Here is a 24,123-nt window from a genome sequence, read left to right as displayed (position 1 = left end):
TGTTTAGAAATAAAGAACACGTTGCAGCTCGGCCAAACTGGTGATGCCTTGTTTGAGTTTTTCGAGTCCAGACTGTTGCAAAGTTTGCATACCATTAGCGATAGCAAGCCTTTCTAATTCATCGGCACAGGCGCCTTTGAGCAGGGCGGTTGAGAGTTGGCTATCAAAGCGCATCACTTCATAAATTCCCGTTCTGCCACAATACCCATGTGTGCATTGGTCACAGCCATTTGGATTCGCTTGAAAAATCTGATCGATTGGACTGAGGCCGACTTGGCTAAGCTGAGTACAAATCTCCTGAGGTTGCCTGCAATGAATACATAATTTTCGGGCTAATCGCTGGGCCACAATGAGGCTGAGAGAAGAGGCAAGATTAAACCTTTCTATTCCCATATTAGAGAGCCGAATCACGGTTTCTGCTGCAGAATTAGTATGTAGCGTTGATAACACTAGATGACCGGTTTGAGCCGCTTTTATTGCAATGTCTGCGGTCTCAAAATCACGAATTTCTCCGACCATCACTACATCAGGATCTTGACGGAGAAAAGAACGCAATGCTTGTGAAAAACCAAAGCCAATTTTGGGCTGAATTTGAACTTGATTAATACCGGGTAAATGAATTTCAACTGGATCTTCAGCTGTTGCAATATTAATTTCGGGTTGATTAAGCAAGCGTAAACCAGAATATAAAGATACTGTTTTACCGCTACCTGTTGGCCCTGTCATCAGGATCATGCCTTGTGGACGTTTTAATGCTTCTAGATAGCACTGCTTCTGGTACTGATTATAGCCCAGCGTATTGATATCTAATGATGCAGAATTGCTGTCAAGAAGACGAAGAACGATCTTTTCTCCGAATAATGTTGGCAGGGTTGAGACCCGCATGTCGATCGCTCTGTCGTGACTTAACCTCAACTTGATTCTACCATCTTGAGGCAAACGCCGTTCTGCAATGTCCAGTTTAGACAGGATTTTTATTCGAGAAGATAATCGCCGGCTTAGGTGCTTAGGTGGCTGTTGAATTTCGACTAAGATACCATCACAACGCAGGCGGATTCGATACATCTCTTCATAAGGCTCGAAATGAATGTCGGATGCACCTTTGTGCACGGCATCAAGTAAAATTTGGTTGATATAGCGGCTGACAGGAGAATTATCCTGACTAAGATCTTCGAGGCTTTCACGCTCTTCAGAGCTGACTTCGACTAAATCGGCTAATTCGTCTTGATGAATGTCTTTGAGTTGAGACTTTTCTTGCTTGCATGTTTGGCCATATAAGCGCTTGATAGCGGTACGAAGTTCTAAAAAGTCTGCAAGAACCAGCTCAATGGGTAAGCCCGTTGCGAAGCGAAAGTCATCTTCTACTTGTAAATTAGTCGGGTCGGCGACCGCTAAAGTCAACGAAGTGGCGTTGCGCTCAACAGGCAGAGCATGGTGGCGCGTGATCAGTTTGCGCAGACCTAAAGACTGACACAATGGGATATAGTCATATTGGGTCAGTGAAATACACGTTAGTCCAAAATGCTGACTGAGTAACTTAGTTAACTCTTGAGATTGAAGATGGCCTGAACCTATCACTGCTTCGGGAGTAGAAACACCCGAAGCTTTCATGTGTTCATACAAGGTTTCTTCTTGAGAAGCACTTAACTGTTCTGTTTGACGAAGAAACGTTGCCAAGCTGCTTAAGGTCATTGACAGTTTTTCGGTCTTAAAGTGCTTTCAACAGCCGTTGCACCTGAGGCGGTACATCGCCAGCCTCCGTCACTATCTCGTTTCAGAGCAAATGTCTTGTTTGACAACAGCGCGCTAACATTGCTGCTTGAAAAAGTGAAGATAATATCACCAGCAGAAGAGGTACCTTGAGAAAAAGCCATGCTTCCCTGAGGTATACTGCTTGGGACACCTAAAGCAGACGATTGTGAAGCGGCAGGGAAAATACCGTACTCAATGGTATAAGCTTCTACGTTGGTTTTAACACCAGTCATGGAGGCAAGAGCGGCTGCAACTTCGGCTTTGGCAACGTATTTTTGATATTGAGGAATAGCAATCGCTGCGAGTACGCCGATCACGGCAACGACAATCATAAGTTCAATAAGAGTGAAACCCTTTTGGCGTTTCTGTTTCTTGCTTGTCATGTGTTTCCTTAACAATAAATGGGGCTGGTGGCAATTATCGAGTACAGAAGGGTAAAAACTGTTTAAAAAACAAGAAACAAATAATATGGCAGGGTTCGAGTGAGGTTGGATTGTTTGTATTTTTGTTGCAACAGTAATACAAAGTTTTGCGAGGGAGTGGATTCAGCGGGAAAGAAAGAGTTCAGTCGCTGAGTGATTGGCAGTGAAGTTAGCTCCTGCTGATTGGCAGGAGCATAAAGTATGTATTACTGAAAACGCATCGAAAGATCCATTGCTTTCAGGTGCTTGGTTAACGCGCCTACTGAGATGTAATCGACGCCTGTTTCAGCATATTCAGCGATGGTTTCTAGAGTAATGTTACCGGAGTTTTCCAATGCTGCTCGACCGGCATTGATTTTGACCGCTTCACGCATCATATCTTTGGTGAAGTTATCTAACATAATGATATCGGCACCGGCTTCGATCGCTTGCTGGAGCTCTTCTAAACTCTCTGTTTCAACTTCAACGGGTTTTCCAGGGTTGAGGTGTTTAGCGGTTGTAATGGCTTGTGTAATGCCACCACAAGCGATGATGTGATTTTCCTTAATGAGATACGCATCGAACACACCGATACGATGGTTGAAACCACCGCCGCACGCGACAGCGTATTTTAAAGCGCTACGCAAACCCGGAATCGTTTTGCGGGTATCTAGCAGGCGGCACTCGGTATGAGCAATTTTTTCTGCGTACTCTGCGGTGATGGTCGCGCAACCTGAAAGGGTTTGAATAAAGTTCATTGCATTGCGTTCGCCCGTCAGTAAGTCACGAGCAGGGCCTGTTAATGTACACAAGGTTTGATTAGGCTCAACCTTATCACCGTCTTTTACGTGCCATTCAATGGTAACTCTGCCACCGAGCTGCTTAAACACTTCTTCTGCCCAGGCCTGTCCACAAAACACGCCATGTTCACGGGTAATGATAGTAGCAGTGTTTATCGCGTCAGCAGGGATAAGCGATGCGGTGATGTCTTTGTCAGCATCCAAACAGCCACCAAGATCTTCTTTTAGTGTCTCGGCAACTGCTCGAGTGATTTCTAGAGGCAGTTGTTGTTTCAGGTAGGCGAGGCGTTCTTGACTATTATGTGTATGGTTCATCGCAATTCTTATCTTGAAAGGTCGGTGGCAACGAATGATACTCTTCGGTGTTAATAATTTCAGCAGTTAATTTACAAAGTAGAGAGGTTGATATGTGTCTAATAATTGAAAAGGGCTGGCTGCAACAAATAAAACACGTACCTTCGCCATTTTTTGATGCTCGACCTGAACAAGATGATATTTCTCTGCTGGTCATTCACAATATCAGTTTACCGCCGGGCCAATTTGGCGGCTCACACATAGAAGACTTTTTTACTGGGCAGCTTGATGCCAAAGCCCACCCTTTTTTCAATGTCATTCACAATATGGGCGTGTCTGCACACTGCCTTATTAAGCGTGATGGGGAAATTGTTCAATTTGTCTCCTTTTTAGACCGAGCTTGGCATGCGGGTGTATCCAGTTTTGCAGGTCGGGAGCGCTGTAATGATTATTCGATAGGCATTGAGCTGGAAGGAACTGATTTTATTGCTTATACCGAGGCTCAGTACGAATCCCTAGTCAAAATAGCACAGGTACTGATGTTGACTTACCCAAACATTAATGCCGAAAGAATAACCGGGCATCAATTTATTGCTCCCTTGAGAAAAAGCGATCCTGGTCTAAGCTTTGACTGGAAAAAGTTCAGGTATCGTATGGAGTAAGACTTCAAATGATAAGCGGCACAACAAGGCATGCGTTAAGGTATGCCTTTTTTGTGATTTGGACATAGGTTAGTTGTCCAATAAGTTGACGCAGTGATGGCAAAACGTACCAAAAGTACATTTTTACGAACACAGTATTCTAAGGTTGTTGTATCTAACTTGTTGAAATGTAATTGAATGAAATCGCTCTCCTGTTGATTTTTTATGGCTAGTGCTTTTCCTGATTCAGCCTTTCTATTTTATTAATGTAATTGGTCATACCAATTTATTGCTGTTTTTTTAGCCAGGTGTTATCAGGCTGTAGCAACTGGTACGGTTCCATGATTTGGGTCAACTTTTGGCTGGACATTTAGCGCTTATTTATGTTAATTTTAGGTTTATATAAAATTGGTATGACCAATTACCTGCAAAAGTAGAAGAACAATAATTATGGCTTATCAAAGGATTCGTCAGCCAAAACTCTCTGATGTCATCGAACAAGAGCTTGAGAGGCTGATAGTGGAAGGCACCCTATCTCCAGGTCAGCAGTTGCCGCCTGAGAGAGAACTGGCAAAACAGTTTGAAGTGTCTCGCCCTTCCGTTCGTGAAGCTATTCAGCGTTTGGAAGCTAAGCGTTTACTCACTCGACGCCAAGGTGGCGGAACGTTTGTGAGTGAAAATATTTGGAAAAGCTTTTCCGATCCTTTGTTGAACTTATTGTCCAGCCACTCCGAAACGCAGTTAGACCTTTTAGAATCGCGTCATGCGATGGAGGGATTGTGCGCTTATTTTGCAGCATTGCGTGGTACCGAAGAAGATTTTGAACGTATCCAAGCTTGCTTGGTTCAGATCAGTGAAGAGCAAAAAAGCAATAACGTAGAAGCAGAAGCAGCCGCTGTAATGCAGTTTCTTATTGCTTTAACAGAAGCTGCGCATAATGTTGTGTTACTACATATTGTTCGTAGTCTTGCCCCTTTACTTGAACAAAACGTTCTCCAGAATTTGAAGTTACTTCATCGCCGAGAAGAGGTGGTGGATAAAGTCAGTAAACACCGAGCTAATATTGTGGATGCGATTGTTTCCGGTTTGCCTGAAAAGGCGCGTGAGATGTCACATTCCCATTTAGCTTATATCGAAGAAACATTGTTGGATTTGACTCGAGAAGAGTCTCGACGAGAGCGTTCTCTGCGTCGAATTCAGCAAGGTAACGATTCTTAAATCAAGAACCGCTTACTTAAATAAGTAGATCCAACCAACAGAAGGATAGATCGCCATGTCTGACATGAAGCATGACGTAGATGCACTGGAAACTCAAGATTGGCTACAAGCCCTTGAATCAGTTGTTCGTGAAGAAGGTGTAGAGCGTGCACAGTTTCTATTAGAAACCGTTCTAGAAAAAGCACGTCTAGACGGCGTTGATATGCCAACTGGCATCAACACAAACTACATCAACACTATTCCAGCAGCACAAGAACCAGCTTACCCTGGTGATGTAACTCTTGAGCGTCGTATTCGTTCGATTATTCGCTGGAACGCAATCATGATCGTATTGCGTGCTTCTAAGAAAGACCTAGACCTTGGTGGTCACATGGCTTCTTACCAGTCAGCAGCAGCGTTCTATGAAGTTTGTTTTAACCATTTCTTCCGTGCTCCAAACGAGAAGGATGGTGGCGATCTTGTTTACTACCAAGGTCATATCTCACCTGGTATCTACGCTCGTGCATTCGTTGAAGGTCGTCTAACTGAAGAGCAGCTAGACAACTTCCGTCAAGAAGTAGACGGTAAAGGTATCCCATCATACCCGCACCCTAAATTGATGCCTGAGTTCTGGCAATTCCCAACAGTATCTATGGGTCTTGGTCCAATTTCGGCGATCTACCAAGCGCGTTTCCTTAAGTACCTAGACGGTCGTGGTCTAAAAGATACGTCTGCACAACGTGTATACGCGTTCCTAGGTGATGGTGAGATGGATGAGCCAGAATCACGTGGTTCACTGTCTTTCGCTGCACGTGAGAAACTGGACAACCTAACGTTCCTAATCAACTGTAACCTACAGCGTCTAGACGGTCCTGTAATGGGTAACGGTAGCATCATCCAAGAACTAGAAGGCCTATTCAAAGGCGCTGGTTGGAACGTTGTTAAAGTTATCTGGGGTAGCAACTGGGATGCTCTACTTGCTAAAGATACAACAGGTAAGCTTCTACAGCTGATGAACGAAACTGTAGATGGTGACTACCAAACATTTAAATCTAAAGATGGTGCTTACGTACGTGAACACTTCTTTGGTAAATACCCAGAGACAGCTGCACTAGTTGCAGACATGACTGACGACGAAATCTTCGCACTTAAGCGTGGTGGTCACGAGTCTTCTAAACTGTACGCAGCTTACAAGAACGCAGCAGAAACCAAAGGTCGTCCAACAGTAATCCTAGCGAAGACGGTTAAAGGTTACGGCATGGGTGAAGCGGCTGAAGGTAAGAACATCGCGCACCAAGTTAAGAAGATGGACATGACTCACGTACTTCACTTACGTGATCGCTTAGGTCTTCAAGACATCCTAACTGACGAAGCAGTGAAAGAACTTCCATACCTGAAACTTGAAGAAGGTTCAGCGGAATACGAATACCTGCACGCTCGTCGTAAAGAACTAAAAGGTTACACGCCACAGCGTCTACCTAAGTTCACTCAAGAATTCAAAACACCTGAGCTAGAAGAGTTCGCTCCGCTACTAAGCGAGCAGAAGCGTGATATCTCTACAACAATGGCTTACGTTCGTACTCTTAACATCCTGCTTAAGAATAAGAACATTGGTAAGAACATCGTTCCTATCATCTGTGACGAAGCTCGTACGTTCGGTATGGAAGGTCTGTTCCGTCAGATCGGTATCTACAACCCGCACGGTCAGAACTACACACCTCAGGATCGCGACATCGTTTCTTACTACAAAGAAGCAACGTCAGGTCAGGTTCTACAAGAAGGTATCAACGAACTAGGTTCAATGGCATCTTGGGTTGCTGCTGCGACTTCTTACAGCACAAACGATCTGCCAATGATTCCGTTCTACATCTACTACTCTATGTTCGGTTTCCAACGTGTTGGCGATATGGCGTGGATGGCTGGTGACCAACAAGCTCGTGGTTTCCTACTAGGTGCTACTGCAGGTCGTACAACGCTAAACGGTGAAGGTCTACAGCACGAAGACGGTCACTCGCACATCATGGCGAATACCGTTCCTAACTGTATCTCATACGACCCAACATTCGCTTACGAAGTTGCAGTAATCATGCAAGACGGTATCCGTCGCATGTACGGTGAGAACCAAGAGAACGTGTTCTACTACCTAACTGTAATGAACGAAAACTACGCAATGCCAGCAATGCCAGAAGGCGCTGAAGAAGGCATCCGTAAGGGTATTTACAAGCTTGAGTCTTACTCAGGTGATAAGTCTAAAGTTCAGCTAATGGGCTCTGGTACTATCATGAACGAAGTACGTAAAGCAGCGACTATCCTAAGCGAAGAGTACGGCATCGCATCTGACGTGTTCTCTGTAACATCGTTCAACGAGCTAACTCGTGACGGTCAAGACGCAGAACGTTACAACATGCTTCACCCAGAAGCAGAAGCGAAAGTACCTTACATTGCACAAGTAATGGGTACTGAGCCAGCAATCGCAGCGACTGACTACATGAAGAACTACTCTGAGCAAGTTCGTGCATTCATGCCTTCTGAGTCTTACAAAGTACTTGGTACTGATGGTTACGGCCGTTCTGACAGCCGTGAGAATCTACGTCGTCACTTCGAAGTTAACGCAGGCTACGTAGTCGTTGCAGCTCTTACTGAGCTAGCGAAACGTGGTGATGTTGAGAAATCAGTCGTCGTTGAAGCGATTGCTAAGTTCAACATCGACACTGAAAAAACTAACCCACAATACGCTTAATACAGCGCTTAACTAGAAGGTAAATAAGCAATGGCAATCGAAATTAATGTACCTGACATCGGTGCGGATGAGGTTGAAGTTACTGAGATTCTTGTAAGCGTTGGTGACAAGGTTGAAGAAGAGCAGTCTCTGATCACTGTTGAAGGCGACAAAGCTTCTATGGAAGTTCCAGCGTCTCAAGCAGGTATCGTTAAAGAAATCAAAGTAACTGAAGGCGATTCTGTTACGACTGGTTCTCTTATCATGATTTTCGAAGCTGAAGGTGCCGCTGCAGAAGCGGCTCCTGCAGCAGCTCCAGCAGTTGAAGCAGCACCAGTTGCAGCTCCTGCAGCGGCAGAGCTTAAGGAAGTTCACGTTCCAGATATCGGTGGCGACGAAGTAGAAGTGACTGAAATCATGGTTGCAGTTGGCGACAGCATCGAAGAAGAGCAATCTCTTCTAACGGTTGAAGGCGACAAAGCATCAATGGAAGTTCCAGCCCCATTCGCTGGTACGCTAAAAGAGATCAAAGTTGCTGCTGGCGATAAAGTAACAACGGGTTCTCTAATCATGGTTTTCTCTGTAGGTGGTAGCGAAACTGCCGGTTCAGGCGCAGCAGCGGCTCCTGCTGCAGTAGAAGCTCCAGCGGCGGCTCCAGCGGCAGCAGCTGAGAAAGAAGTAAACGTTCCAGATATTGGCGGTGACGAAGTTGAAGTTACTGAAGTAATGGTAGCGGTTGGCGACACAGTAGAAGAAGAGCAATCTCTAATCACTGTTGAAGGCGACAAAGCTTCAATGGAAGTTCCGGCACCATTCGCTGGTACTGTAAAAGAAATCAAGATTGCAGCGGGCGATAAAGTAACGACTGGCTCTCTAATCATGACTTTCGTTGTTGAAGGCGCGGCTCCAGCTCCTGTAGCGGCACCTGCACAAGCAGCAGCTCCAGCACCTGCGGCGGCTCCTGCTCCAGCAGCAAAAGCTGAAGCGGCACCTGCAGCGAACGATTTCCAAGAGAACAACGATTACGCACACGCATCTCCAGTTGTTCGTCGTCTTGCTCGTGAATTCGGCGTTAACCTATCTAAGGTCAAAGGTACAGGTCGTAAGAGCCGTATCCTAAAAGAAGACGTTCAAGCTTACGTTAAAGATGCTCTTAAGCGTCTTGAGTCTGGCGCAGGTGCAGCAGCATCTGGTAAAGGCGACGGTGCAGCGCTTGGTCTACTACCTTGGCCAAAAGTTGACTTCAGCAAGTTCGGCGAAACTGAAGTTCAGAAGCTCTCTAAGATCAAGAAGATCTCTGGTGCTAACCTACACCGTAACTGGGTAATGATCCCTCACGTTACACAGTGGGACAATGCTGACATCACTGAGCTAGAAGCATTCCGTAAAGAGCAGAACGCAATCGAAGCGAAGAAAGACACTGGCATGAAGATCACTCCTCTAGTGTTCATCATGAAAGCGGTTGCTAAAGCACTTGAAGCATTCCCAGCGTTTAACTCTTCACTTTCGGAAGATGGCGAAAGCATCATTCTTAAGAAGTACGTAAACGTAGGTATTGCAGTAGATACGCCAAACGGTCTTGTTGTTCCTGTATTTAAAGACGTGAACAAGAAAGGCATTTACGAGCTATCTGAAGAGCTAATGGCTGTTTCTAAGAAAGCACGTGCAGGCAAGCTAACTGCGGCTGACATGCAAGGCGGTTGTTTCACTATCTCTAGCCTTGGTGGTATTGGCGGTACAGCATTTACACCAATCGTAAACGCACCTGAAGTGGGTATCCTTGGTGTGTCTAAGTCTGAAATGAAACCTGTATGGAATGGTAAAGAATTTGAACCTCGCTTACAGCTTCCACTGTCTCTATCATACGACCACCGTGTGATCGATGGTGCTGAAGGTGCGCGTTTCATTACTTTCCTAAACGGTGCACTATCAGACATTCGTCGTCTTGTTCTTTAATTAAGAATAAAGATTCAGAGGCGGCAATTAAGCCGCCTCTATTACTAGAATTACCGAATGGTTTGGTGGGGAAGCAGACGCTTTCAATGCCGAACTGTTGTCTAGCTCACAGGCTAAATTGATTTACTTTTCACACCATTAACATCTCTGTAAACTGATGCGGTCTGAAAATAACGGTTTAAAACAAAACAGACGTTAATCATATAAATCAATACTTACTCAGCCTGTTAGGGATAATGACTACAAGAGGTCACAATGAGCAAAGAAATTAAAGCCCAAGTTGTTGTACTTGGTTCTGGTCCTGCTGGTTACTCTGCAGCATTCCGATGTGCAGATTTAGGTCTTGAAACGGTACTTATCGAGCGTTACAGCTCGTTAGGTGGTGTATGTTTGAACGTGGGTTGTATCCCATCAAAAGCACTATTACACGTTTCAAAAGTAATTGAAGAAGCGAAAGCAATGGCTGAGCACGGCGTTGTTTTCGGTGAACCGCAAACTGACATCAACAAAATTCGTATCTGGAAAGACAAAGTTGTTACCCAATTGACTGGTGGTCTTGGTGGTATGGCTAAGATGCGTAATGTGACTGTCGTTAATGGTTACGGTAAGTTCACAGGTCCTAACTCGATCCTTGTAGAAGGTGAGGGTGAAGCAACAACGGTAAACTTTGACAATGCAATCGTAGCGGCAGGTTCTCGCCCTATTAAACTGCCATTCATTCCACATGAAGACCCACGTATTTGGGATTCTACAGATGCACTTGAGCTGAAAGAAGTTCCTGAAAAACTTCTGATCATGGGTGGTGGTATCATCGGTCTAGAAATGGGCACAGTTTACCAATCTCTAGGTTCTAAAGTTGATGTTGTTGAGATGTTCGATCAGGTTATTCCTGCAGCGGATAAAGACATTGTTAAAGTTTACACTAAACGTGTTAAAGACAAGTTCAACTTGATGCTAGAAACGAAAGTAACGGCAGTTGAAGCGAAAGAAGACGGTATCTACGTTTCAATGGAAGGCAAAAAAGCACCAGCAGATGCTGAGCGTTATGATGCGGTTCTTGTTGCTATCGGCCGTGTACCAAACGGTGCACTTATCGATGCTGAAAAAGCGGGAATTGAAGTGGATGAGCGCGGCTTTATCAACGTTGATAAGCAAATGCGTACGAACGTTCCTCATATCCATGCAATTGGTGACGTAGTTGGTCAACCAATGCTAGCTCACAAAGGTGTGCATGAAGGTCACGTGGCAGCAGAAGTTATTTCTGGTAAGAAACACTACTTCGATCCTAAAGTTATTCCTTCAATTGCTTACACTGAGCCAGAAGTGGCATGGGTTGGTAAGACTGAGAAAGAAGCGAAGGCAGAAGGCATTAATTACGAAGTTGCGACATTCCCATGGGCGGCTTCAGGTCGTGCGATTGCGTCTGATTGCTCAGATGGTATGACTAAGCTGATCTTTGATAAAGAATCTCATCGCGTAATCGGTGGTGCTGTTGTTGGTACTAACGGTGGTGAATTGCTTGGTGAAATCGGCCTAGCTATCGAGATGGGTTGTGATGCTGAAGATATCGCGCTAACGATTCATGCTCACCCAACTCTACATGAGTCTGTGGGTCTAGCTGCTGAAGTATTTGAAGGTTCAATCACTGACCTGCCAAACAAAAAAGCAGTAAAAAAGAAAAAGTAATGTCTTAAAGACTTTATGAAAAAACCGCTGGCTTTTGTCAGCGGTTTTTTTATTCCTTGTGGCCTATTGGTTTGTATTAGTCGTGCTATACCCAAGTAACCTCAAGATGCTGCGTTCAGCGAGATGACCTTAACTCTCCGGCGCGGCAACGATTCGAAGATATAGTGGCTCTACATTGAGAATCGTTAACAAAGTCTGAGAGTTAAGGCCGCTCGCCCTTTGGGAGCGTGTCACTGAGCCGACTTCTTGCGTCAGACAACTTGGAAAGAGCCTGCTATTCCGCTTCGTTGTCTTCCTTGAATTCGACTCAGTGACCTCGCTCTGAATCAAGCATCTTGAAGTCACTTGGGTATATCAATAAAGTTTTAGATTGGCAGTGTAGTTTGCGAGTAGACGGCTTAGTTTTAATTAACAGCTTGTTTTTATTTATTCTAGGCATAAAAAAGCCCACTACTTTTAGTGGGCTTTGATATTAATTTAAAGACTGAGAATTAATCGCAGTTGTAGATGCACAGCATATCTAAGTAAGAACTGACTAAGTGCGATAATTCTGCTTCATTTTTAGAGCGGTTTGCTTGAACAAAGATAGAGTAGCAAATACCGTGGAACAGATTACCCAGAACTTCAGGGTCAAATTGTTCACGTACTTCGCCACGTTCAATAGCTTTGATGAACATATTTTGAACCAACAGTTGGTTGGTGCGGTTTGTCGTTACGAACAATGGCCATACTTCATCACGAGTTGAAGCACTCCATTCAAACCAAACTTTGAGCCAGTAACAATTTTGGCTGACAAGTTCAATCATTGCATTAGTTATATTCGCAATGTTGTCGCGAGCATGAAGATCTAGGTCGATGTTATCAGATAAGAAGTTGGAAAATTGACGTACAACGTGGTTCAACACTTCATCGACTAAATCTTCACGAGTTGGGAAATAATTAAAAACGGTTGCAACAGAAACTTGTGCAATCTCTGCAATATCAGCGTGACCACCACGGCCAATGCCACGACGAGCGAACACTTCTAATGCAATTTCCATTAGTTGCTGTTTACGTTTTAGAGGAGAAAGCCTTGTGCGGGGTCTCTTAGCTATTGAGTCCATATTTATATTCCTTGCCATTTGAGTTGATATTATTGGGGTATATTCCCCTAATTAATTATTTTAATAATTGCTTTTAAGCGTCTATGAGTGTAATGGTGCATATGGCTGAGGTCAATATGTGATGTGCATTTTATAGACACAAATGTTACAACTAATGACCAATTCAACTATGAAACTTCTAAAAATAAGACATACATCAAAATAATGAATGTTTTATTGTGCAACTTCTCAGTTGAAAGGCGGAGTGTTACACTTATGGGCAGAAATAAGTTGCTCGTTTACGTACGATCAACCTCGACCCACAAGGAAAATTGAGTACAGTATGAAACATACAATAGAAGTAATGATTTCTGAGCAAGAAGTTCGCGACCGAATTTGCGAATTAGGTAAGCAAATTACGGATCGCTATCAAGGCAGTGAAGATCTGGTTTTAGTCGGTTTACTGCGAGGCTCATTTGTATTTATGGCGGATCTAGCACGTGCTATCGAATTGACTCACCAAGTCGACTTTATGACAGCTTCTAGCTACGGTAATACAATGGAAAGTTCACGTGATGTACGTATCTTAAAAGACCTTGATGATGATATTAAAGGTAAAGATGTTCTGATTGTTGAAGATATCATTGATACTGGTAATACATTAAACAAGATTCGTGAAATTTTATCTTTGCGTGAACCTAAATCGATTTCTATCTGTACGTTACTTGATAAACCATCTCGCCGAGAAGTAGAAGTGCCAGTTGATTACGTTGGTTTTGCGATTCCTGACGAGTTCGTTGTTGGTGTGGGTATCGACTACGCTCAAAAATACCGTCACCTACCATTTATCGGTAAAGTGGTACCACAGGAGTAAGCGTTACTTTTGTTTAAAGAATACAAAAACGCCCGTTAAGAAATTAACGGGCGTTTGCTGTTGTTCAGTCTGGTTAAGCTTATTACTTAGCGGCAGAGTAATTTATTATCTGAGTTTAGAATCGTTGAAAGTGCTTTTTGGTAAGAAGCTTCCACGGTCTCTTTTGAGTTAGAACGAATGCCTAGGTATTCTAATCGACCGTCTTCAATACCATAAACGACACCGTGGATTTCTACATCTTGTCCTCTTTCCCAAGCATTTTGCATGATGGTTGAGTTACCTAAATTATAGACTTGCTCGGCCACGTTTATCTCACCAAGTTTATCTGCTTTATCTATTTCTGGAAGTTGGTCTAGATAGCTACGGTGTTTAAAATATAAATCGCGAATATGGAGTAACCAGTTATTGATTAAACCAAGTTGTGGATTATCAATGGCGGCTTTAACGCCCCCACAACCATAATGCCCACAAACGATGATGTGTTTGACTTTGAGAACATCAACAGCATATTGGACGACAGATAAACAGTTTAGATCAGTATGAATGACTTGGTTAGCAACGTTACGGTGAACGAATAACTCACCAGAATATAACCCTGTTAAGCGTTCTGCTGGTACTCGGCTATCAGAGCAACCGATCCATAGAAAGTCTGGTTTTTGGCCTTCGGCAAGTTTGGCAAAATATTCAGGGCGATCAGATTTAATTTCATCTGACCATTTTGAGTTATTTTCGAATAATTGTTTAATTTCTGGCATCTGAAACTCACTTCCCTAGTCATGAAAAGAATGTTACCTAATAAATCACAAGGTTCTTATAGATAGTGCGATCTCTAAGTATTTATACCCAAGCAACTTGAGACTACTCGGGTATAACTATACACAATGTTACAATTTCAATCCTGTTAAATATTCACCTAACATGACTCATCTGACGAGTTCTAGCGCTGAAATCCATAGATTATGCAGTCATTATTCAACTTGTAGATAATCACTTTCTGTGGTCTGTGCTTTTGTTTCGGTGTTGATTGAAATATTTGTTAGATTAAAAGCATTTTTGTTTTTATATGCAGGAAGCAGAGCTTATGTTTGGTCATCGATTTAAGGATATCAATTTAAAAGGGGATGCCTTCGGGGGGGTCACCACCGCTATCATATCACTGCCTTTAGCGTTAGCATTTGGCGTCGCTTCAGGAGCAGGAGCTGAAGCAGGATTATGGGGCGCGATCATGGTCGGGTTATTTGCTTCACTATTTGGTGGCTCCAATACTCTTATCTCTGAGCCGACTGGCCCGATGACAGTCATTATGACAGCAGTCTTGACCAGTATGATGGCCAAATACCCGGAAACCGGGATGGCGATGACATTCACAGTCGTGATGATGGCTGGTGCATTTCAAGTATTGCTCGGTACACTTAAGTTGGGCAAATATATTACCCTTATGCCCTACAGCGTTATCTCGGGTTTTATGTCTGGCATTGGCGTTATTTTGATCATCTTGCAGCTCTCTCCTCTGCTGGGGCACCCAGCGCCTTCAGGTGGAGTCACTGGAACGTTATCAGCACTGCCAGAAACCATTTCAAACCTTAAGTTCAGTGAGTTATTCCTAGGGTTACTCACATTAGGGATTTTATTTTTCTTTCCAAGGCAATACCGTAAATACGTTCCAGCACAATTGGTTGCATTAGTCATTGTCACGGTTTTGTCGGTAATGTTGTTTGATGTCGATGATATACGCCGGATCGGTGAGATTCCAGCAGGCCTGCCTTCATTAGTGGTTCCTCATATCGAGCCAGCTATATTCATGGAAATGGTGATCGATGCACTTGTGCTGGGAACCTTAGGTTGTATTGATACCTTGTTAACTGCGGTTATTGGCGACTCGCTGACACGCAAAGAACATAACTCAGACAAAGAATTACGTGGTCAGGGTTTTGCAAACATGATTTCTGGTGTGTTTGGGGCACTTCCTGGTGCTGGTGCGACTATGGGAACGGTCACCAATATTCAAGTGGGAGCTCGCTCACCGTTATCTGGAGTGATCCGTGCCCTGATTTTGGCGTTAGTGGTGTTAGTAGCAAGTGGGTTAACGGCTCCGATTCCGATGGCTGTACTGGCAGGAATTGCCGTCTATGTTGGAGTGAATATTCTTGACTGGAGTTTTATTCAACGAGTACATAAAGTGAGTTTTCCTGGTATGGCGGTGATGTATGGGGTGATGTTGCTGACCGTATTTGTTGACTTGATTGTTGCCGTCGGACTCGGCGTATTTATTTCAAACATTATTATTATTGAACGGTTGAGTCGTGAGCAAGCGCGACAAGTAAAGGCGATCAGTGATGCTGATGAAGATGATGTACCGCTCACTGATAGTGAAAAGAACCTGCTCGATCGAGCTAATGGAAAAGTCCTCTTTTTCTATTTATCTGGCCCGATGATCTTCAGTGTCTCGAAAGCGATTTCTCGTCAGCACTCCAGTATCAGAGATTACGAAGCGATGATCCTTGACCTCAGCGATGTCCCCATGATCGATGTGACAGTTGGTCTTGCTCTTGAAAATGCCATTAAAGATGCACTCGAAGCGCAATGTTCGGTGTATTTGTTGTGCCCCAATGAACGGACTCGTGAGCAATTAGAGAAATTTCATGTGCTTGATTTAGTTCCAGATGAAAATACCTTCAAATTCCGTTATGAAGCTTTAAATGCAGCGGTTAAGCAAGTAGAACAAGATGACTCTCTTGTTCTATTAACAACGTAACCTCTATTCGCTCATGTAATATTATGTGAATATACCCGAGTCTCTAAGGTCACTCGGGTATAAGTTTACCCAGTTTGAGTCGTTCTACCTGTCTTTTGTGAGTTTATTCTTGAGCTGTCATTAACGCATCAGGTCAATTGGTTTGAAAGCCATGGAAATAATAGGTTTGTTTTAATCGTCATTTGGCGATAAACTCATTGGGAAATTGATAACCCATTAAGAGTAAAAGCTGAATGGGTTTAAATGATTAACTCACAGATGGCAGTGATGAAATGACATATGCATTAGAAATAGAACAGCTGCGTAAGACATACGCTGGAGGTTTTGAAGCGCTAAAAGGGATGAGTTTAACCGTCGAAAAAGGGGACTTTTACGCACTATTAGGGCCTAATGGCGCAGGTAAATCGACGACGATAGGGATTATATCTTCCTTAGTGAATAAAACTTCAGGAAGCGTCAAAGTGTTCGGCTATGACATGGATACACACCTTGAGTTGGCGAAACAAAACTTGGGCTTAGTGCCGCAGGAATTTAATTTCAATCAGTTTGAGACGGTTGAGCAAATTGTTATTCAACAGGCAGGCTATTATGGTGTTTCTAAGGCTTTAGCCAAGCAGCGAGCTGAAAAGTACCTCACTAAACTCGACCTTTGGGAGAAGCGTAAAGAGCGTGCGCGTAATTTATCGGGAGGCATGAAACGCCGCTTGATGATTGCTCGAGCATTAATGCATGAGCCACAGTTACTGATCTTAGATGAACCGACAGCGGGTGTTGATATTGAGTTGCGCCGTTCGATGTGGGATTTCCTGAAGGAAATTAATCAAGAACAAGGCATTACGATTATTTTGACGACCCATTATCTTGAAGAGGCGGAAATGCTTTGTCGTCATATCGGTATCATTAACAAAGGTGAGTTGATTGAAAATACCACGATGAAAGCCTTGCTTAACCAATTACACGTTGAAACTTTCATCTTAGATTTTGAATATCAAGGTACTTTGCCTCAATTAGCTGATGTGAACAAACAAACGCTGGTGAACGGTTCGTTAGAAATTGAAATCGAAAAAAGCCAAGGGCTGAATAGTGTGTTTACTCAGTTGTCTGATTGCGGTGTGAAGGTCACATCGATGCGTAATAAAGCCAATCGACTAGAAGAGTTGTTTGTCAGTATCGTTCGAGGAGGATCGCAATAATGTACAAACTCTATTGGACGGCATTTTGTAGCCTGTTAAGCAAAGAAATTAATCGTTTTACACGAATCTGGGTGCAAACACTGGTTCCACCAGCAATTACGATGACACTGTATTTCATTATTTTTGGCAGCTTGATTGGCTCTCGCATCGGAGATATGGGGGGCTTTAGCTACATGGAATACATCGTACCCGGCTTAATCATGATGTCGGTGATTACGAACTCCTACTCGAATGTCGCGTCTTCATTCTTTAGCTCTAAATTTCAAAGGAACATTGAAGAGTTGCTGGTTGCTCCAGTCCCTAACTATGTCATTATCCTTGGCTTTGTGATGGGAGGCGTTGTGCGTGGTTTGTTGGTGGGCACCATAGTGACTGGCGTTTCTCTGTTTTTTGTGGAACTTAACGTTGAGCACTGGGGGATCATCATTGCAACCGTCTTTATGACTTCCGTTGTGTTTTCACTAGGAGGTTTGATTAACGCTGTATATGCAAAAACATACGATGATATTTCGATTATCCCGACCTTTGTCTTGACTCCACTGACTTACCTTGGCGGTGTATTTTACTCTATCAGTCTTTTGCCTGAGTTTTGGCAAGATGTTTCGAAACTCAATCCAATTGTCTACATGGTTAACGCCTTCCGTTATGGCTTTTTAGGTGTATCTGATGTTGGCATTGTGACATCTTTTAGCGTGTTGACGGTATTCGTTATTGCACTTTATGCAGTGGCGCATTACTTAGTGACGAAAGGAATTGGCTTGCGTTCATAAGCAGGGCGCTTCAATTTGATATAAAAAAGGTCGACCCAGCGTCGACCCTTTTTCATTTGAGCGTTTTGTTTACTCTACGCTTGTTGAATTCGCCTCGTTTGATTCTGCTTCTTCTTTGTTTTCTATCACCATATCAAGTGTTTGATTATCAATCAGACGAACCTTGCCTAGGAAAGCAGACATAAGAATGACTGCCTGTGTCGTCTCGGTATTAATTTCTTGTAAGGTTCTTGCATCACGGATAAAAATCTCATCAGGGTGGAGGCCCGCAGCGCGCAGCTGATCGCTTGCATCTTCAATCACGGATGCGTAATCATCTCGACCACCTCGGATAGCGCTGCTAATCCAACGCATCGTACGTGCTAGAACTGGTGCACGTTGACGCTCATCAATAGTCAAGAGGCCGTTGCGGGAGCTCATGGCAAGGCCATCCATTTCACGTACGGTGGGAACACCAATAATATCGATATCAATGGCGAGGTCGCTGACCATTTTTCTAATCACAGCAAGTTGCTGAAAGTCTTTTTCCCCAAAGCAGGCTACGTTAGGCTGGATGATGTTAAATAACTTATTAACGACGGTAGTGACACCACGGAAATGACCAGGACGAGAGGCGCCCTCTAGCATAGTCGATAATCCAGGAACATCGACGTGGGTTTGCTTATCGAGTCCTTCCGGGTAGATAATGTCAGGTGTCGGTGTAAAAACGACGTCGACTTTTTCTCCAACCAGTTTGTTTAAATCGTCTTCGAGAGTTCTTGGGTAGCTATTTAAATCATCGCTACGTTCGAATTGCATTGGGTTAACAAAGATGCTTACCACGACGATGTCGGCATATTCGCGCGCTTTACGTACTAAGGTTAGGTGCCCTTCATGTAGGTTGCCCATCGTAGGAACAAAAGCGATGTTACGCCCTTCACGTTTAAACGCTTTGATTTGTTCGCGAATTGCTGAGATAGCGGTAAAAGTTTGCATGCAAGAATCCTTTAGGCAATGGTGTGTTCAGCGTCAGGGAAAGCACCGTTCTCAACTTCAGTGATGTATCGAGCTACGGCTGTGCGAATATCACCAGTCTCTTGGAGGAAGTTTTTCGAGAATTTTGGCATGTAGTTAGCTGAAATTCCGAACATATCGTGCATAACAAGGATTTGACCATCAGTAACATTACCAGCACCGATACCGATTACTGGGACATCAAGAACTTGGGTGATACGTGCTGCAAGATCGGCAGGCACACATTCAAGTAGCACAATTTGAGCTCCAGCTTCTTGAAGAGCGAGTGCATCTTTCACCATGCGATCGGCTTTTTCCTGCTCGCGGCCTTGCACTTTGTAGCCCCCAAAGATGTTGACAGATTGCGGTGTTAGCCCTAAGTGTGCACATACAGGGACAGCACGTTCTGTCAGCATTTTAACGGTGTCAATTAGCCACTCACCACCTTCAATTTTTACCATATTTGCCCCAGAACGCATTAAGACTGCGGCATTTTCACAGGCTTGTTCGGGAGTGGTGAAACTCATAAAGGGCATATCAGCCATCAATAAACAGTTTGGACTACCAGCACGCACGCAGCGTGTATGGTAAGCAATATCCTCAACTGTAACAGGCAATGTGTCTGGTTTGCCTTGTAACACCATACCTAGTGAGTCACCAACCAGCAGTACTGGCATTTCTTGGCTCTCGAAAAGTTGTGCAAAGCTTGCATCGTAGGCGGTTGACGTTGCAAATTTACGACCTTCTTGTTTCCATTTCATTAGATCGTTAATGGTGATTTTTTTCATGTTATTATCCTGCTAGGCGCTGGCTATGATGGCCAACTACTCAACCCGTTTTGATCCACTTGTGCTAATAATGATGAAAGTTCTGTTCCGTCAGGGAGACAGAGATTTGGGGCGATTTCCGCAAGAGGGTAAAGAACGAACTCTCGCTCTTTCATTCCATAATGAGGAATGGTTAATCTCGGAGAATCTATGGTTTGATTTCCGTAAAGAATGAGATCGAGATCCAAGGTTCTTGGCCCCCAGCGTTCCTCTTTACGAACCCGTCCTTGTTCCAGTTCAATCGCCTGAGTGCAATCAAGTAACTCTAATGGAGCTAAATCGGTTTTAATGGCAATGACCGCATTAACATAATCCGGTTGATCTGTCGGGCCCATTGGTGCGCTGCTATACAACGAAGAAGCTTGCAAAAACTCGGATCTTGGTAGCTTTTTTAGGGCTTCTATTGCTTGTTTTGCTTGGCTGACAGGATCAGCCAAATTGCTGCCTACCGCAATGTAAGCTGTTATCATGTTGTCGGTTTACTCTTTTTCTTACGAGAAGGTTTACGACGACGCTGGCCTGGTTTTGGTGCTTGACCGTCGACATCGTTAGCCATTGCTTGGCGCATTTCTCGCCCTGCATTCTGGAAAGTTTCCCACCACTTGGCAAGCTTCTGTGTTTCACCACCTTCAATTTCTCCACGCATTTCAAGAAAATCGAAGCCAGCTCTAAATTTATTGAGCTCCATAAGACGGAAAGCACGTTTGCCACTGCGGCGAGGAAGTCTAAGCTGAAGTTGCCAAATTTCTCGGATGGTGGCGGTATGACGGCGGGGAATTGCGATCGTCTTGACTTGGTCATCAAGAATGATATTACTCGCTTCCATAATTGCGTCGTAGTGGCTTAGCTTACGTTGTTCCATAAGTTTATCTGCGAGTTCACACAACGGGTACCAAAGCATTGCTGCGAACATAAACGCTGGATTGATGCGCTTGCCGTCTTCGATACGCATATCAGTAGAATCTAAAACTAAGTCAAGCATTTGCTCAGTGTGAGATTCATAGTCTTCCGTGAAGTATTCAGAAATCGTAGGAAATAACTGTTGGAATAGGTTGTATTCACGCATTAGGTGATAGGTTTCTAGTCCATAACCTGATTGAAGTAACTTCAGGGACTCCTCAAACAATCGGGCAGATGGGATGTCACGTAATAGTGGTGCCATATGTTCGATGGGAGCTGCGGTATCTTCTTCAATATCGAAGTCTAATTTGACCGCAAAACGCACAGCACGCAGCATGCGAACAGGATCCTCACGATAACGAGTTTCAGGATCTCCGATTAGGCGAATCAAGCGGTCTTCGAGATCTTCCACGCCACGTGCATAGTCATGAATGGAGTAATCTGCGATGTTATAATACATCGAGTTAATGGTGAAATCACGTCGCTCTGCATCTTCATCAATGGTGCCATAGACGTTGTCACGTAGCAGCATGCCTTCTTTTGATTGCTGGGAGACGTTTTTGTTCTTTTGCTCTTGATGGTGACCACGGAAAGTAGCCACTTCAATGATGTCTCGGCCAAACATAATATGAGCGAGACGGAAACGTCGACCAATTAAACGGCAGTTTCTGAACAATTGTTTGATTTGTTCGGGGGTAGCATTAGTTGCGATATCAAAGTCTTTTGGATGTTGTCCAAGTAATAAATCGCGAACGCCACCACCAACAAGATAAGCTTCGAAACCAGCACCGTTGAGTCGGTATAGCACCTTTAGGGCGTTATCACTGATCTGTTTGCGCGAAATGTTGTGCTCTTCACGAGTAATGACATTGAGAGCGAGTTCTGGGATCATAGTCGATTCGCTTGGTGTATAGTCGTTTTTATTCATGTGCATCTGGCAGCCTCTGGTTTTCACCATGCCTGCTTTAGTTAGTTTCTATGCCTCAAGGGCGGATTTTGCGGCTAATGATAGCCTACACTGTGCCATTTGAGAATCATGTCGTGATTTCTAGCGACATTGGCAACTGATTTAAGCACCAATTTTGGCAACCCCACTCTAAAATACGACTCATTTTATCGGCTTGAACATCATCAGGAATGGCAAAGCCTAAAAACTTCATCGCCTTAATTAAAGTCGGTTTGGGGTCATCGACATCAATGGCTGTCGCATGATTTTGCTTTGAAAGTTTATTACCGTTTTTATCCATCGCTAATGGTAGGTGGACGTAACTTACTTCCGGGTGATTCAGTAACCGATACAAGTGAATTTGTCTGCCAGTGGGTTCGATAAGATCGGCACCACGGACCACTTCTGTGACGCCTTGGTAAATGTCATCTAATACTACCGCAAGATTGTAAGCAAATAACCCATCACGACGTTTGATAATGAAATCTTCATGGCTTAACGCCCGTGGGAGAGTGACTTTGCCATGTTTACTGTCAATGAAATCTATAACAGGTTGAATCACTTTAAGACGGATTGCGCCTTCTGTTAGGCCTTTATCTCGGCAGGTGCCGGAGTAAAAGCCTCCATGCTCTTTGATCTGCTTACGTGTACATTGGCAATAATAGGCGTCACCATTAGCGAGCCAAATATCGATTTGTTTCTGGTATAAATCATGACGCTTACTTTGGTAAACCACCTCGTCATCCCAATTTAATTGATAAGCGTGTAACGCTTGTAAAATTGCTTGGGCAGCACCGACGACTTCTCTCGGTGGATCAAGGTCTTCAATTCGAACCAGCCATTTACCTTGATTGGCCTTCGCTTGAAAATAGCTGCCTAAGGCGGCAACAAGAGAGCCAAAATGTAATGGGCCAGAAGGGGATGGAGCGAATCGCCCCACATAGCGCGTCATGTGTATATCTCGGAATTAATAGCAAACCACAAATAAAAAGGGAGCCTTCGCTCCCTAGTAAAACAGTAGGCAGGGTAATTAGCCTTGCATCTGCTTTTCTTTTATTTCAGCCAGTGTTTTACAGTCAATACAAAGATCAGCTGTTGGTCTTGCTTCTAAGCGACGTACACCGATTTCAACGCCACAAGACTCACAGAAGCCAAAATCATCTTCAGTGATCTTATCGAGTGTTTTTTCGATTTTTTTGATTAGGCGGCGTTCACGATCGCGGTTGCGCAGCTCTAAGCTGAATTCTTCTTCTTGAGAAGCACGATCAACAGGGTCAGGAAAGTTTGCAGCTTCGTCCTGCATGTGGTGCACAGTACGGTCGACTTCTTCTCTAAGCTGGTTACGCCAAGCGGTTAAAATCTTTGTAAAGTGTTCAATTTGTTCTGGTGACATGTACTCTTCACCAGGCTTTTCCTGATATGGTTCCACACCAGCAATGGCAAGAATGCCAATCGTTTTTTTCTTTGTTTCTGGCATAAAGCATCTCCTACTTACACCTAGTCAACTGCTCGGCAGTCAATTTAAGGCGGGTATCTATAGCAAAAAGAGGCGTTGGAAGCAATGAATGAATCACAAACTTATTGTCAATATGAAAGCAACGTCATACTTCTCCGTTATTGATGAATTCAATGGCAGAGATAAGTGTGATTTCAGTACTGTTTAATTCTGCCTTATAGCAGAGAACTTCCACTCCCGCGTCCTGTGCTTGTTTTAATAACAACGAGTATTTGGCGTCTATATGGTGTGCTGTAGAGACTTTTTCAATACCTGAATGTAAAACAACGAACAAAAGTATAGATCTATTTTCATCAAGGGCCATTTCTGTGAGCTCTCGCAGGTGCTTTTGGCCACGAGTTGTGACCGCATCTGGAAAATAGCCTTGGCCTGGTATGGTACTTTCATCCAATAGAGTGACACTTTTCACTTCTACATAGCAGTTTTTCTTATAAGGAGAACTGAGTAAAATGTCGATGCGGCTATTTTCTTGTCCATATTTTACTTCAGTCTGAAGTTTGTCGTAGCCTTGGAGTTCAGCGATTACATTATTTTTGATGGCTTCAACAGCGAGTTGGTTTGCCCGTGCTGTGTTGACGCAGATTCTATGTCCCTGCTTTGTCTCACTGATTTCCCAACTGTTTGGGTACTTCCTCTTTGGGTTGTCAGAGGTTGAGAACCAGACGGTATCTCCTGGGGTGGCACAGCCCGTCATGGCACCAGTGTTAGCACAATGAATGGTTCGAATTTCGCCATCAGGAAGTTCAATATCAGCGAGAAAGCGTTTATAACGTTTGAGCAGTGTGGCTGACTCTAATGTAGGGGTAAAATGCATTTGTTGA

At 43.9% G+C, this 24,123-nt stretch carries 21 protein-coding genes; 9 read left to right on the top strand and 12 right to left on the bottom strand.

The window, feature by feature from the left end; translation table 11 throughout:
• Positions 1 to 3: 3 nt before the first annotated feature.
• From pilB to nadC, 3 genes are all read right to left on the bottom strand, one after another.
• The gene (gene pilB / locus BS333_RS11310) at positions 4 to 1,692 is read right to left on the bottom strand and encodes a type IV-A pilus assembly ATPase PilB (RefSeq protein ID WP_021711281.1); all 1,689 of its coding nucleotides are present in this window, start codon (positions 1,690 to 1,692) and stop codon (positions 4 to 6) included.
• The gene (locus BS333_RS11305; RefSeq protein WP_021711282.1) at positions 1,689 to 2,135 is read right to left on the bottom strand and encodes a pilin; all 447 of its coding nucleotides are present in this window, start codon (positions 2,133 to 2,135) and stop codon (positions 1,689 to 1,691) included. The genes pilB and BS333_RS11305 overlap by 4 nt, the downstream gene beginning before the upstream one ends.
• Positions 2,136 to 2,380: 245 nt before the next feature.
• A complete protein-coding gene (gene nadC / locus BS333_RS11300) occupies positions 2,381 to 3,268 on the bottom strand; it encodes a carboxylating nicotinate-nucleotide diphosphorylase (RefSeq protein WP_021711283.1) in 888 nt (295 codons plus the stop codon).
• Positions 3,269 to 3,360: 92 nt separating this feature from the next.
• On the opposite strand from nadC, the gene ampD reads away from it, so the two are divergent.
• The 5 genes from ampD (at position 3,361) to lpdA (ending at position 11,446) form a co-directional block, all read left to right on the top strand.
• On the top strand, positions 3,361 to 3,909 hold the full coding sequence (gene ampD, locus BS333_RS11295) for a 1,6-anhydro-N-acetylmuramyl-L-alanine amidase AmpD (RefSeq protein ID WP_021711284.1): 549 nt from the start codon (positions 3,361 to 3,363) through the stop codon (positions 3,907 to 3,909).
• A gap of 429 nt (positions 3,910 to 4,338) precedes the next feature.
• The gene (gene pdhR, locus BS333_RS11290) at positions 4,339 to 5,106 is read left to right on the top strand and encodes a pyruvate dehydrogenase complex transcriptional repressor PdhR (protein ID WP_021711285.1); all 768 of its coding nucleotides are present in this window, start codon (positions 4,339 to 4,341) and stop codon (positions 5,104 to 5,106) included.
• Between the two features lie 55 nt (positions 5,107 to 5,161).
• Complete coding sequence (aceE, locus tag BS333_RS11285; protein ID WP_021711286.1) at positions 5,162 to 7,825, top strand: pyruvate dehydrogenase (acetyl-transferring), homodimeric type; 2,664 nt, start codon at positions 5,162 to 5,164, stop codon at positions 7,823 to 7,825.
• 30 nt (positions 7,826 to 7,855) lie between these two features.
• Positions 7,856 to 9,760 (top strand): pyruvate dehydrogenase complex dihydrolipoyllysine-residue acetyltransferase, encoded by a 1,905-nt coding sequence (aceF, locus tag BS333_RS11280; RefSeq protein WP_021711287.1) that lies wholly within the window; start codon positions 7,856 to 7,858, stop codon positions 9,758 to 9,760.
• Positions 9,761 to 10,015: 255 nt separating this feature from the next.
• Positions 10,016 to 11,446 (top strand): dihydrolipoyl dehydrogenase, encoded by a 1,431-nt coding sequence (lpdA, locus tag BS333_RS11275; RefSeq protein ID WP_021711288.1) that lies wholly within the window; start codon positions 10,016 to 10,018, stop codon positions 11,444 to 11,446.
• 491 nt (positions 11,447 to 11,937) lie between these two features.
• Here lpdA and BS333_RS11265 read toward each other — a convergent pair whose 3' ends face one another.
• The gene (locus BS333_RS11265) at positions 11,938 to 12,549 is read right to left on the bottom strand and encodes a LuxR/HapR/OpaR family quorum-sensing transcriptional regulator (RefSeq protein ID WP_021711943.1); all 612 of its coding nucleotides are present in this window, start codon (positions 12,547 to 12,549) and stop codon (positions 11,938 to 11,940) included.
• A gap of 322 nt (positions 12,550 to 12,871) precedes the next feature.
• On the opposite strand from BS333_RS11265, the gene hpt reads away from it, so the two are divergent.
• The gene (hpt, locus tag BS333_RS11260) at positions 12,872 to 13,402 is read left to right on the top strand and encodes a hypoxanthine phosphoribosyltransferase (protein ID WP_021710582.1); all 531 of its coding nucleotides are present in this window, start codon (positions 12,872 to 12,874) and stop codon (positions 13,400 to 13,402) included.
• A gap of 86 nt (positions 13,403 to 13,488) precedes the next feature.
• Here the strand turns inward: hpt and can are convergent, their stop codons facing one another.
• Positions 13,489 to 14,157, bottom strand: coding sequence for a carbonate dehydratase (gene can, locus BS333_RS11255; RefSeq protein WP_021710583.1), 669 nt, complete (start codon positions 14,155 to 14,157; stop codon positions 13,489 to 13,491).
• 326 nt (positions 14,158 to 14,483) lie between these two features.
• Here can and BS333_RS11250 point away from each other — a divergent pair, with 326 nt between their 5' ends.
• The 3 genes from BS333_RS11250 to BS333_RS11240 all read left to right on the top strand — a co-directional run bounded on the left by BS333_RS11250 (position 14,484) and on the right by BS333_RS11240 (position 18,120).
• A complete protein-coding gene (locus BS333_RS11250; RefSeq protein ID WP_021710584.1) occupies positions 14,484 to 16,157 on the top strand; it encodes a SulP family inorganic anion transporter in 1,674 nt (557 codons plus the stop codon).
• A gap of 272 nt (positions 16,158 to 16,429) precedes the next feature.
• Positions 16,430 to 17,350: an ABC transporter ATP-binding protein gene (locus BS333_RS11245; protein ID WP_021710585.1), complete on the top strand. Its 921-nt coding sequence runs from the start codon at positions 16,430 to 16,432 to the stop codon at positions 17,348 to 17,350.
• A complete protein-coding gene (locus tag BS333_RS11240; protein ID WP_021710586.1) occupies positions 17,350 to 18,120 on the top strand; it encodes an ABC transporter permease in 771 nt (256 codons plus the stop codon). The genes BS333_RS11245 and BS333_RS11240 overlap by 1 nt, the downstream gene beginning before the upstream one ends.
• Before the next feature lie 69 nt (positions 18,121 to 18,189).
• Here BS333_RS11240 and panC read toward each other — a convergent pair whose 3' ends face one another.
• From panC to sfsA, 7 genes are all read right to left on the bottom strand, one after another.
• The gene (gene panC, locus BS333_RS11235; protein WP_021710587.1) at positions 18,190 to 19,095 is read right to left on the bottom strand and encodes a pantoate--beta-alanine ligase; all 906 of its coding nucleotides are present in this window, start codon (positions 19,093 to 19,095) and stop codon (positions 18,190 to 18,192) included.
• An 11-nt stretch (positions 19,096 to 19,106) separates the two neighbouring features.
• Positions 19,107 to 19,901: a 3-methyl-2-oxobutanoate hydroxymethyltransferase gene (gene panB / locus BS333_RS11230; RefSeq protein ID WP_021710588.1), complete on the bottom strand. Its 795-nt coding sequence runs from the start codon at positions 19,899 to 19,901 to the stop codon at positions 19,107 to 19,109.
• A gap of 23 nt (positions 19,902 to 19,924) precedes the next feature.
• Positions 19,925 to 20,410 carry a 2-amino-4-hydroxy-6-hydroxymethyldihydropteridine diphosphokinase gene (gene folK, locus BS333_RS11225; protein ID WP_021710589.1) on the bottom strand — a complete coding sequence of 162 codons (486 nt, stop codon included), beginning with the start codon at positions 20,408 to 20,410 and terminating at the stop codon, positions 19,925 to 19,927.
• Positions 20,407 to 21,774: a polynucleotide adenylyltransferase PcnB gene (pcnB, locus tag BS333_RS11220; protein ID WP_021710590.1), complete on the bottom strand. Its 1,368-nt coding sequence runs from the start codon at positions 21,772 to 21,774 to the stop codon at positions 20,407 to 20,409. Before pcnB ends, folK begins: the two co-directional genes overlap by 4 nt.
• Positions 21,775 to 21,874: 100 nt before the next feature.
• The gene (gene gluQRS, locus BS333_RS11215; RefSeq protein WP_021710591.1) at positions 21,875 to 22,738 is read right to left on the bottom strand and encodes a tRNA glutamyl-Q(34) synthetase GluQRS; all 864 of its coding nucleotides are present in this window, start codon (positions 22,736 to 22,738) and stop codon (positions 21,875 to 21,877) included.
• A 78-nt stretch (positions 22,739 to 22,816) separates the two neighbouring features.
• The gene (dksA, locus tag BS333_RS11210; protein WP_021710592.1) at positions 22,817 to 23,263 is read right to left on the bottom strand and encodes an RNA polymerase-binding protein DksA; all 447 of its coding nucleotides are present in this window, start codon (positions 23,261 to 23,263) and stop codon (positions 22,817 to 22,819) included.
• 124 nt (positions 23,264 to 23,387) lie between these two features.
• On the bottom strand, positions 23,388 to 24,116 hold the full coding sequence (sfsA, locus tag BS333_RS11205) for a DNA/RNA nuclease SfsA (RefSeq protein WP_021710593.1): 729 nt from the start codon (positions 24,114 to 24,116) through the stop codon (positions 23,388 to 23,390).
• Positions 24,117 to 24,123 lie beyond the last annotated feature (7 nt).

Origin of the sequence: Vibrio azureus, assembly GCF_002849855.1 — a bacterium.
GTDB classification, from domain to species: domain Bacteria; phylum Pseudomonadota; class Gammaproteobacteria; order Enterobacterales; family Vibrionaceae; genus Vibrio; species Vibrio azureus.
This window is presented reverse-complemented; position numbering and strand designations above follow the sequence as displayed.